The following is an 11,428-nucleotide window of genomic DNA, read 5'->3' on the forward strand; positions in this document are numbered from 1 at the left end:
TATAGAATGTCTTATTTGAATCGATTGTTTTCTGGCTGGGCCATGAAACGAATATTGCTGGTGGGCTGCTTTCTATTACTGGCTGCCGCAATATGGTTTTTGGGGCCTTTCCTCGGATTTGGCGAGGCGCGACCGCTTGAAGGTTATGAACCCAGAATTATTTTCTTACTGCTGGCTCTGGCTCTGTTATTGGGTTTTTGGTTTAACGTGCCGCGCTTTGTTATGTTGGCGGTGGTCGCCTGCGCTGCGGTATGGGTTATCGCGCCCTTTATATTAGTAGGGGATAGCCATCCGCTGGAAGATCCACTGCGTCGTGGCGCAATTATCGCTTTTATTGCCTTTATCACCATTCTTTATGGTGTGTGGCGTTTTATGCGGGCTTTAGCGCTCAACCCTGCGCTATTGGATAATTTTATCAACCCGAAGAAAGGTCAATCTGAACTTGAACCTGACTTTTCTGAAATCAATGCGGTGATTCGCAATGGCATAAATTATGTCCGTCGTATTCACAGTGGCATTCCAACCTGGAAGCGTTTTTTTGTTTCCAGCCGCTGGCGTAGCGAACTGCCTTGGTTCATGGTGCTGGGCACCAAGAGTGCTGGTAAAACCTCACTGATCCTCTCATCAGGACAAGATTTCCCTCTGCCTGAGCAGTTGGATCGCATCGGTAAAGAAAATGTATCGACTCAGCATTGCGAATGTCTGTTCTCTAATGATGCCCTATTTTTAGATACCGCCGGTAAGTACATTGATGACGGCAAAGAGCATCAAATTGAATGGGATGGCATCTTAAAGGCGCTGAAAAAGTATCGTCCGGTCAAGGCGGTTAACGGCGTTATTGTGGCTATTTCAGTCACCGACATTTTGGGTAAAAGTAAAGCCGAGTTATTGACGCTATCGGCCACGCTGCGCGCGCGTTTAGATGATGTTCGTGGTGTGCTCGGTGTTCGTTTCCCGGTATATGTGACTATCACCAAACTGGATCAACTGTCTGGTTTTGATGAGTATTTCCGCAATTTGACCGCCGAAGACCGCGAACAAATCTGGGGGGTGACTTTCCCTTATAACGAGGAGAAAGGGCGCGCGGATATGGAGCTTGAGCAACGTATCAGCACTGAGTTGGCACTGCTTGAAAACCGCATCAGCAACAACATGCATGTGCGTCAGCAAGAAGAGTATTCCGTCACTGATCGTAAAGGCATGTATGCATTACCGCAGGATTTCAGATTGTTGTCCCAACGGGTGACTGAAGTCTTGCAGAATGTGTTTTTTGCCTCGCGTTTTGATGAGACAAAGTTCCATACCACGTTGCGTGGGATCTATTTTGTCAGCAGTTGCCAGCCTGCGAATATTGGGCTGTTAAATAACAGCACCCTGGTCCAGAAATGGCGCAATGTTATTAGTCATATGAAGCCTGCATCCCCGGCCTCGCTTTCGCAAAGAAGTGATGATGAAGGTCAATTGATCAGCGAAACGGCTTATGGAAAACAATATTTCCTCAAGCAGCTATTCCGCGACGTCATCACCCAAGATGGGGATTTGGTGAGTTATAACCTCAAAGTGCAATCCAAATACCGTTTCCAGAATTTATTGGGACACGTGGCTTGTATCGGGCTGGCGGTGTGGCTGGTATGGGCATTCCTTATCAGTTTCCAGCACAACGATGGCTATTTACAGGCGGTTGGTACCAAGCTCCAGCACTTAGAGAGCAGCGTTAGCCGTTATGTTAAAACCACCAATGAGCAGATGTTACCCACGCTGTTGAATGCCACTCAGCAGTTACCTGAGTACGGCACGCTGGATGTGGAAAACCCGAGTCTTGATTGGCGCTATGGTTTATACACTGGCGGGGCGGTGTCTCGGGGCGCGAACAATTTGTATCAGTTTTTCCTGCAAAAATACCTCTTCCCGATGGTTGAACGTGAGGCCGAAGTCTCATTAAAAAATGCGATCAATAGTGGCGATTCTGAAGCGGTCTATGTTGCGTTAAAACTCTATCTCATGCTGACTGATGAAGAGCATTTCGATCAGAATTATGTGGTCGATAAAGTCACTCAAGCTTGGCAGAAGAGCGGGAAAATCGAGCCTTATGAGGAGAAAGGTATTTTCGCCTCCCATTTGAATACGCTTTTCACCCAAAAAGCGTGGCGACAATATGGACAAGCGGCAGATAGCGAGCTGATCAAACAGGCCAGGGCCATGCTGGCAGAGAAAACTGAGACTGCCAGACTGTGGGGGCGCGTTCAATCACATTTACAGGCACAAGCGCCCGCCAATCTGACATTACGTAAAATGGTGGGTGAGAATGCGACACAGGTTTTTACCCTATCGGATGACGAATTACTGCATGAAGGGGTTCCGGGGCTATATACCCACGCCGGGTATCATCAGGTGGTTAAAAAAAAGCTTACGCCATTGCTGATGCAACTTCAGCAAGAGGATCGTTGGGTGATGGCTCAGCCATTGACTTCTTCATTTGATCCTCTGGCGCTACAGCAAGATGTGCTAACCCTGTACTTGAAAGAATACACCGATTACTGGAAACGCTTCCTCTCCAGTGTGCGCCTGATTTCTGTTGATGCTGACAGTGGAGAGTATGCAGAAGGGTTATCTCTGGATATTGCGCTGTTGAGAACGCTGGTGTCAGAGAACTCACCTTTGCTCAATTTGGCAAAGCAGTCAGTGAAAGAAACGACGTTAATTGAAACCGTAAAAGAGAAAACACTACTCGACGATATAACAATAAGAAATCAGGGAAATTTAGTTAACCAGGCTAAAAAAGTGCAGGAAAAGATCGCTTTTCGTGAGAATAAGCTGGTTCAGGAATTTGTTGATAGTCAATTTGACGGACTGCGCGCTTTTGTTAAGGGCGAACCGAGCGATGGGGAGAATAACAGTAACCTTTCTGTGATTCAGGGCACCCAGATGAGCCGGGTTATTGGTGCGTTGAATGATCAATATACCCGTCTGGTGGTGTTTAACAGCGCGTTTGAATATGGCGATATCCCTCCGATCTCTCATGGAGGGGAGCGTATCGCGATTGAGTCACAAACCTGGCCGGATCCGTTTAGCAATATCATTGCGCCACTTTTAACCAGTTCATCGCAGAAGTTTGAAAATAAAGTGATTACCCACACGTCGAAAGCTATCGATATGGGGGTCGGTGAGATATGCCGCAATACCTTACAGGGGCGTTATCCCTTTGCTGATAGTGAGAAAGTCGTCAGTTTGAGTGATTTTGAGCGCTTCTTCGGCGCGGGTGGCACGGTGGACAGTTACTTTAAGAAGAACCTGGAAAGCAAAGTCGACACTACCACCACGCCTTGGCGTTATAAAGGCAGCGCAAGCCGTGATGGTCTGGAATTTTTTGAACAGGCGGCGGTGATTCGCAATGCATTATTTAATGCCAGTGAAGGCCGCAAAGTGGCTTTAGACTTCTCGGTATCCGTGCGTTATTTAGCCCCCTCAATTACGCAATTAATCATGAATTTTGACGGGAATATTGTGCGCTATTCCCACGGCCCGGTGACGCCATCATTCTTCAAATGGCCGGGAGTTCGTCAAGGAACAATAGTGAGTTTAACTGCTCAGCGCCAACAAGCTTCCGCGATGCCAGACATCCTGCTGCGTGGCCCTTGGGCATTGCTGAAATGGGCTGATAAGGCTGATGAAGTGGCCCAAGATGCCAGTGGCATGCAACTTCTGACCTATATCATGGGCAAAGATCGCGTCGAGCTGGAAGTGTCCGGTTTGACTTACGGTAATGAGAGTATCAGTGAACTGCTTAGAGGCTTCCAATGCCCAAGTGTGCTCAATGATGATATGCATGGAATTTGGTGATTTAACAGGAAGTTAAAGCTTACAAAACTATGGATTTGGAGGTGTGTAGGTATGGGAAATTAATGGAATAAACCGATTCATCATAATGCACCAACCATTAAAAGTGTAATGAACACTTTGCGATATTAACCGGATATTAGGTATTAGTATGTCAAGGACAATAAAGTTGAGCAGCCCGGCCATGCCCTATTTATTGGGTGAGCCTGCGCTGGTACTGTCGAAGTTAGAAGGAGAGGAAGCCTTTTCGACTTTGTATTCATATACCATCACGGCAAAAACGCCGGCTAACCCCTCCATTCCTTGGCAGACAGCCTCTAATGTCGATCTCAAAGCCTTAATTGGTAAAGAGATGACCATTGAAATGGAACTGGATGGTAACGGTCTCGATTATGTAAAAGGTGTCGGTAAAGGCACGCGTGAAATTTCTGGTTTGGTCGAAAAAGCCCGATTTATTGGCCGTGATGCCAATCAGGCAATGTTTGAAATTGTCCTTCGACCTTGGTTCTACCTCACAGATTTAACCTCTGACTTTAAGATTTTTCAAAATAAAAATGTAGTAGATATTATTGATGAAGTGCTTGCTGACTATAACTTTCCGTTTGAAAAACGGCTGGCGACGACTTATCCAATACTCGACTTCCAGGTGCAATACGGTGAAACCGACTTTAATTTCCTCCAGCGTTTAATGGAGGAGTGGGGTATTTACTGGTTCTTTGAACATGATGATCATAAACAAAAATTAATTCTGGTCGACCATGTCGGTGCTCACAAACGTTATTTCAGTGAAGCTTACCATACCATTGAATATCTCTCGGATGAGCCAAAGGCCGGGGAAGAATACATCACCCAATTCCAGACTCAGGAAACGCTAACTACTGGGCGCTGGGTCTATAACGACTACGATTTCACCAAATCTCGTGCTGACATTTTGACGATGGACAGCAAGCCACGCAAAACCAGTTTTAGCGATCTCGAAATTTATCAATGGCCTGGGGATTATGATCAGCCGGATATCGGGGAGCATCTGGCGCGAGTGCGTATTGAGGAGCGCGGCGCGTTGGGTTCGCGTGCCGTCGGTTGTGGCGAAGTTCGTGGCATCGTTTGCGGTGCTAACTTCGAACTGCAAGGCTTCCCGGTTGATAAAGCTAACCGCGAATACATGGTTATCTCCAGCCGTTTGTCGGTTTCTGAAGTGGCACAGCTATCCCGTGGGGATGAGTTTCACTATGAAACTACGTTTACGGTTCAGCCAACCACCAAGATCTATCGCCATCCACAACTTACACCAAAGCCAAAAACCAGCGGGCCACAGAATGCTATCGTTGTGGGCCCACCGGGCGAAGAGGTATGGACTGATGAATATGGCCGGGTAAAAGTACGTTTTGTCTGGGACCGTTACGGCAAAAACGCAGAGTCGGACTCATGCTGGTTACGCGTGAGCCAGGCTTGGGCTGGGAACAGTTTTGGTGGCATTTACATTCCGCGTATTGGCCAGGAAGTGTTGGTGGACTGCATCAATGGCGACCCGGATCGCCCGTTGGTCAGTGGTAGTCTCTACAATAACGTGACTCGCCCACCTTGGGATTTACCTGCGAATGCCACACAAAGTGGCATGGTCAGCCGTACTATTGGCGGAGGGCTAACCAACTATAACGGCGTGCGTTTTGAGGATAAACCGGGCCTGGAGCAATACTGGGAGCAGGCCGAGCGCGATATGGCGCGTCTGACGAAAAATGATGAAACACAAGTCATTGGCGCTAATGCTGATCTGAGTGTGGGGGCCAACCGCAGCGTGCTTGTAGGGGCTAATTCGACATCAACTGTTCTTGGTGCTTCCGCGCAATCCGTCGCTTTAGCGTCTTCAATACAAGTTGGATTGGCACGGAGTGTGGTCGTGGGAGCCACTCATGCTCTGAATGTCGCTTTAGCCAATGCCACCAACGTGGGTGGTGCCAACCTGACCAACGTCGGTGGTTACAACGCACTTTCTGTCGGTGGTGCTCATCAGGTAGCCGCTGGCGGTGCTGCGACACTGGTTGCTGGTGGTGCTGTGGCGATCGGTGCGGGTGGTGAGCTGGTGCTCAGTGCCGATACCATCAAGATTGTCGGCAAAAAGAAAGTCATTATTCAAGGGGGAGAGATCCACCTTAACTCTGATGATTGTTGTGGCGGAGGCGGCAGCGGTGCAGGGGGGGGCTTAGCCGCGCTTTCAAGCTTGGCGGGACTGAAGCTACTGGGGGGAGGTATCGGGCTGCCATTGCCATTACCACCATTGCCAATACCACCGATCATTCCACCGATACCGCCAATTGATCCGCCGGAACCAACGGCTGAAACGCCGGAGCCAACAATTGACCCGCCGGAACCAACGACTGAGACACCGGAGCCGACGGTAACGCCAGAGCCGACCGATACGCCAGAGCCGACCGATACGCCAGAGCCGACTGATACGCCGGAGCCGACGGTAACGCCAGAGCCGACGGTAACGCCAGAGCCGACGGTAACGCCAGAGCCGACCGATACGCCAGAGCCGACTGATACGCCAGAGCCGACTGATACGCCAGAGCCGACCGATACGCCAGAGCCGACCGATACGCCAGAGCCGACCGATACGCCGGAGCCGACCGATACGCCAGAGCCGACTGATACGCCAGAGCCGACCGATACGCCGGAACAGACCGATACGCCAGAGCCGACCGATACGCCAGAGCCGACGGTAACGCCGGAGCCGACCGATACGCCAGAGCCGACCGATACGCCAGAGCCGACCGATACGCCAGAGCCGACCGATACGCCAGAGCCGACCGATACGCCAGAGCCGACCGATACGCCAGAGCCGACCGATACGCCAGAGCCGACCGATACGCCAGAGCCGACCGATACGCCGGAGCCGACCGATACGCCGGAGCCGACCGATACGCCAGAGCCGACCGATACGCCGGAGCCGACCGATACTCCAGAGCCGACCGATACGCCAGAGCCGACCGATACGCCGGAGCCGACCGATACGCCGGAGCCGACCGATACGCCGGAGCCGACTGATACGCCAGAGCCGACCGATACGCCGGAGCCGACCGATACGCCGACGACGCCGACCGATACGCCAGAGCCGACCGATACGCCGGAGCCGACCGATACGCCAGAGCCGACCGATACGCCGGAGCCGACCGATACGCCGAGCCGACCGATACGCCGGAGCCGACCGATACGCGGAGCCGACCGATACGCCGGAGCCGACCGATACGCCAGAGCCGACCGATACGCCAGAGCCGACCGATACGCCGGAGCCGACCGATACGCCGGAGCCGACTGATACGCCAGAGCCGACCGATACGCCGGAGCCGACCGATACGCCAGAGCCGACCGATACGCCAGAGCCGACTGAACCACCAGAGACACCAGAACCAACGCCAACGGATGAACAGACGCCTCCGCCTTGATTCTGAGAAAAAGTGAACTCAGCATATTCGGTATGAACCTGAATCGTCAGACATGCCGATATGCTGAGGCAAAAAATTATTGAATGGTTATACCGTTAAGAGAGATGAAATATGTTTTGTGCAGCAAGAATGGGCGACGCTACCAGTTGCGGTGCGATATGTAGCGGTTCACCCAATGTATCAATTAACGCAGTTCCGGCAGCTATTGCGGGCGGGAGCGCAGCCTCATCCTCGTTAGTAGGGATGACCAGTGTAGTCACCGGCTCCGGAACCGTTTTTATTAATAAGTTTCCAGCCGCGCGGGTGAGTGATGTGGCTGGAGATGGGGCCGCAATTGTCTGCGGATCGCCGAATGTATTTATAGGCGGTTAATAGGCATGCTACTCGTATTAACTTGGCCACGGATGTCGCAACAGTTTCAGCTTAATGAGGCGATTACTGAGCAGAATGCTGTCTGTTTCAGCATGGAAAAAGGGGAGTTTACTCCCCATTCTATGGGGGATAGACAAAATGAAGTTCGGTTTTATCGGCACGCATCTGAATCAATGATCGTAAATCAAAGTAGCGATTTCATCTGTATTATCAATGGAAAAGAGTTAAGTCCAGGTGAACATCACCCTGTGTCATTTGGTGCGGAAATTAAATTTGGTCATTTTGTCATTACCGCCAAAAAAGCCTCTGGGCAAGCAGCAGGTAAGAGTTTTACTGACAACTTGTTAATGCTAGAACACCCCTCGATATGTGATACGACTGACTTACCGGAAATAGAAGATATTTTGTCTCATGGTGGTCATTACATCTCTTATTTCGATGATGTTAATGAGGTACAAACTCATGGGCAGCTGGGGCCAGATATCCTGAAAAGCCTGGAGCTGGAGTACAAACGTTTTTTAATGTGGGGTGAGCAAGGCCGGGAATTCTCAGAAAAAGATAAACGGCAGGTGACAAAGTTATCTGCCAATGATGGTTTTTTGGAGAATATAAGGGAATGCGTAAAGGATAAAACGCTGACGGAATGTATTTTAGATTCCGGTGGACTTATCGAAAAAGTCACCAAGGAATTAAGTGTCATAGATTATCTGGACACATCCCATAATGATGAAAAAGTTGATTTATTAAAACTGTTGGCACCAGAACACCTTACTTCAAAAGAAAAAAACAGTGTGCCTGCGCTGGTATTCCAGGAACTCTATAAGTTAGGGCTAGATAGCCATTTATAAATTTAAATATGGAAATAACAATTTAATGAATACGACCAACTTAAATGAATTATTGAAAAGCAGCTCATTGGCCGAAATACAATCGGATGTTATTGCCACGTTGAAATCCAAGCCAGCAGATACCAATGCACGCGAGCTATTATTTAAGCTCTATTGTTTGGCTGGGTTATGGCAAAAAGCGTTATTGCAACTTGAAACTCTGACTAAATTTGCCCCAGATATGACCAAGCAGGCAGAGCTGTATAAGAATCTGGTCTTGAGTGAGACGTTGCGTGAAGACGTGTTAGCAGGGAAACGCGATCCAGGAACCTTAGGTAACCCCCTGCCTGAGTGGGCGGTATTGATGCAGCAAGCTAACCAACATTTGCATGAGGGTGATTACTCACAAAGCGAAGAACTGCGCGAGCAAGCATTGTCACAAGCCCCCGAAAGTGCTGGGGAAAATAGCTCAGCGACGCCCTTTTCATGGATAGCGGATAGTGATAGCCGCATCGGGCCGGTTTGTGAGTTTATCAGCGCCGGCGGTTATCGTTGGGTACCTTTCGCTGATGTTCAATTAATGACGATTTCTAAGCCTAAAAATATTACAGACTTGGTATGGGCGCCGGCACAATTGACGGTGAATAATAAAGTTTGGTACGGCTATATCCCGGCACGTTATCCGTTATCTCTCGATGCTGATAATGACACTAAACTTGGCCTTAAAACTGAATGGAGCCAACCGGCAGACTCACTCTATATTGGTTCAGGGCGGAAAATGTTTATTACCGACCAAAATGAGTACGCATTATTCGATATTGAAGAGTTTAGATTTGATGTTGAAAAGTTTGGATTTGACGAACAGGCTAATTAATGGAAAAGAAGAGACAGTTTTTGCCTACTCTGCTTGAGCGTTTACTTGATGATGAGCCTAAAAAATTGTTAGAGCCTCATGATAAGTTTTTTTATGACTCACGTACGATGCGAAAACTGGTGCAGCGGAATATCGCTGAAATATTAAATAATGCCAATATTGACGACCGGCTTGATGAACAGCGCCATAAGTGGGTGGCGAAGTCGGTTTTAAATTACGGTATTTCGCCACTGGTGGGGAGGCATTCAACTCCCCATAACTGGACGACTATCGAGCGAATTATCCGTGAAGCAATCATCCGTTTTGAACCCCGGATCATCGCAGAGTCTCTGGTCGTCAATCAGCAGCATAATGCCAGAAATGGCATTATTCAGTTTGAAATCAGAGGCCTGATTGAGTGGGATCCGTATCCTATTGATTTGTGTATCGGCGGGGCCTATGACGTTGAAACCGATCAGGCAGAACTCCGCGCGCGTTAGTTAAAGAGGTCAGTTATTGCTATATAAACAAAAGGTTAATTTGGGGAGCCCGGTATTAATGTCTCCCCAGACAGTTGTCAGGTGTTCAATGAATGTACGTCAATTGAACACCTGAACTGCAGGATGGATAATTATTTGCTCTTATCCTGTAAGCCACGAGCAGTGAGATTATTATTATCCACCTGTGGCAAACCTACCTCTGCTGAAGCAGACAATAGCCCAGTAGTGGCGTAACTAAAGAGCTTCTTACGTGTATCGGTGATATCGAGATTACGCATAGTTAGCTGACCGATACGGTCATCTGGTGAGAACACTGAATCACCTTTCTCCATCGTCAAGCGCTCTGGCTGATAAGTCAGGTTTTCAGAGACAGTATTCAGGATGGAATAATCATTACCACGACGAAGTTCCAGAGTGACTTCACCGGTAATTTCGCTGGCAACCCAACGCTGCGCCGAGTCACGTAACATCAGCGCTTGTGGATCGAACCAACGGCCCTGATATAGCAAACGGCCTAGCACACGGCCATTAGCATGATATTGCTCAATGGTATCTTCGTTATGAATACCGGTCAGCAGGCGCTCATAAGCGATGTGCAGCAACGCCATTCCTGGGGCTTCGTAAATACCACGGCTTTTAGCTTCAATAATACGGTTTTCAATTTGGTCGCTCATGCCCAAACCATGACGGCCACCAATACGATTGGCTTCCATCATTAGCTCAACGCTATCGTCAAACACCACCCCATTGAGTGCAACCGGGTAACCGCGCTCAAAACGGACAGAGACTTCTTCCGCTTTCACTACCACATTTTCGTCCCAGAACTTCACCCCCATAATTGGGTTAACGATTTTGACGCTAGAGTTCAGGAATTCCAGATCTTTGGCTTCGTGAGTCGCACCCAGCATGTTTGAGTCAGTGGAATAGGCTTTCTCGGTCGACATCTTGTAATCGAAACCGGATTGAATCATAAATTCGGACATTTCATGACGGCCGCCGAGTTCATCGATGAAATCGGTATCCAGCCAGGGCTTGTAAATTTTCAACTCAGCATTAGTCAACAAACCGTAACGATAGAAACGCTCGATATCATTACCTTTGTAAGTACTACCATCACCCCAGATATTCACGCCATCTTCTTTCATAGCGGCAACCAGCATGGTGCCAGTGACAGCGCGGCCCAATGGGGTGGTGTTAAAGTAAGTCACACCCGCAGTGGTGTTATGGAAGGCACCACATTGAATAGCGGCGATCCCTTCAGCAACCAATTGTTTACGACAATCAATCAGACGAGCTTTCTCTGCACCGTACTCCATCGCTTTGCGCGGAATGGCATCATAATCTTCTTCATCAGGCTGACCCAGATTAGCCGTGTAGGCATAAGGAATTGCCCCTTTTTTCTGCATCCATAACAGTGCTGCACTGGTGTCTAAACCACCGGAAAAAGCAATACCAACACGTTGATTTATAGGAAGGTGTTTGAGAATAGTTGTCATCAATTAAATCCTGTATGAATGAGGTCTGTCTGGCAAAGGTTTCAATGCCTACATTGATATCGCAAAACCGGTGTTCGAGTCAAAGATATTTTGCATATTT

At 48.8% G+C, this 11,428-nt stretch carries 7 protein-coding genes; 6 read left to right on the forward strand and 1 reads right to left on the reverse strand.

Features of this window, described 5'->3' with window-relative positions; all coding sequences use genetic code 11:
* Window positions 1-6: 6 nt before the first annotated feature.
* The 6 genes from tssM to FGL26_RS02175 all read left to right on the forward strand — a co-directional run bounded on the left by tssM (window position 7) and on the right by FGL26_RS02175 (window position 9,832).
* On the forward strand, window positions 7-3,840 hold the full coding sequence (tssM, locus tag FGL26_RS02140) for a type VI secretion system membrane subunit TssM (protein WP_032912693.1): 3,834 nt from the start codon (window positions 7-9) through the stop codon (window positions 3,838-3,840).
* A gap of 181 nt (window positions 3,841-4,021) precedes the next feature.
* Window positions 4,022-7,153 (forward strand): type VI secretion system Vgr family protein, encoded by a 3,132-nt coding sequence (locus FGL26_RS02145; RefSeq protein ID WP_241999477.1) that lies wholly within the window; start codon window positions 4,022-4,024, stop codon window positions 7,151-7,153.
* Window positions 7,154-7,391: 238 nt separating this feature from the next.
* Window positions 7,392-7,652, forward strand: a complete 261-nt coding sequence (locus FGL26_RS02160) for a PAAR domain-containing protein (RefSeq protein ID WP_005168539.1) — start codon at window positions 7,392-7,394, stop codon at window positions 7,650-7,652.
* Window positions 7,653-7,657: 5 nt separating this feature from the next.
* Window positions 7,658-8,500: a TagK domain-containing protein gene (locus FGL26_RS02165; RefSeq protein WP_005168541.1), complete on the forward strand. Its 843-nt coding sequence runs from the start codon at window positions 7,658-7,660 to the stop codon at window positions 8,498-8,500.
* A 25-nt stretch (window positions 8,501-8,525) separates the two neighbouring features.
* Complete coding sequence (locus tag FGL26_RS02170; protein WP_005168544.1) at window positions 8,526-9,353, forward strand: type VI secretion system accessory protein TagJ; 828 nt, start codon at window positions 8,526-8,528, stop codon at window positions 9,351-9,353.
* Window positions 9,353-9,832, forward strand: coding sequence for a type VI secretion system baseplate subunit TssE (locus FGL26_RS02175; protein WP_005168546.1), 480 nt, complete (start codon window positions 9,353-9,355; stop codon window positions 9,830-9,832). The genes FGL26_RS02170 and FGL26_RS02175 overlap by 1 nt, the downstream gene beginning before the upstream one ends.
* 131 nt (window positions 9,833-9,963) lie before the next feature.
* On the opposite strand, the gene argG is transcribed toward FGL26_RS02175, so the two are convergent.
* The gene (argG, locus tag FGL26_RS02180; protein WP_005165407.1) at window positions 9,964-11,328 is read right to left on the reverse strand and encodes an argininosuccinate synthase; all 1,365 of its coding nucleotides are present in this window, start codon (window positions 11,326-11,328) and stop codon (window positions 9,964-9,966) included.
* Between the last annotated feature and the right edge of the window lie 100 nt (window positions 11,329-11,428).

Origin of the sequence: Yersinia enterocolitica subsp. enterocolitica (assembly GCF_901472495.1) — a bacterium.
Classification (GTDB): Bacteria; Pseudomonadota; Gammaproteobacteria; order Enterobacterales; family Enterobacteriaceae; genus Yersinia; species Yersinia enterocolitica.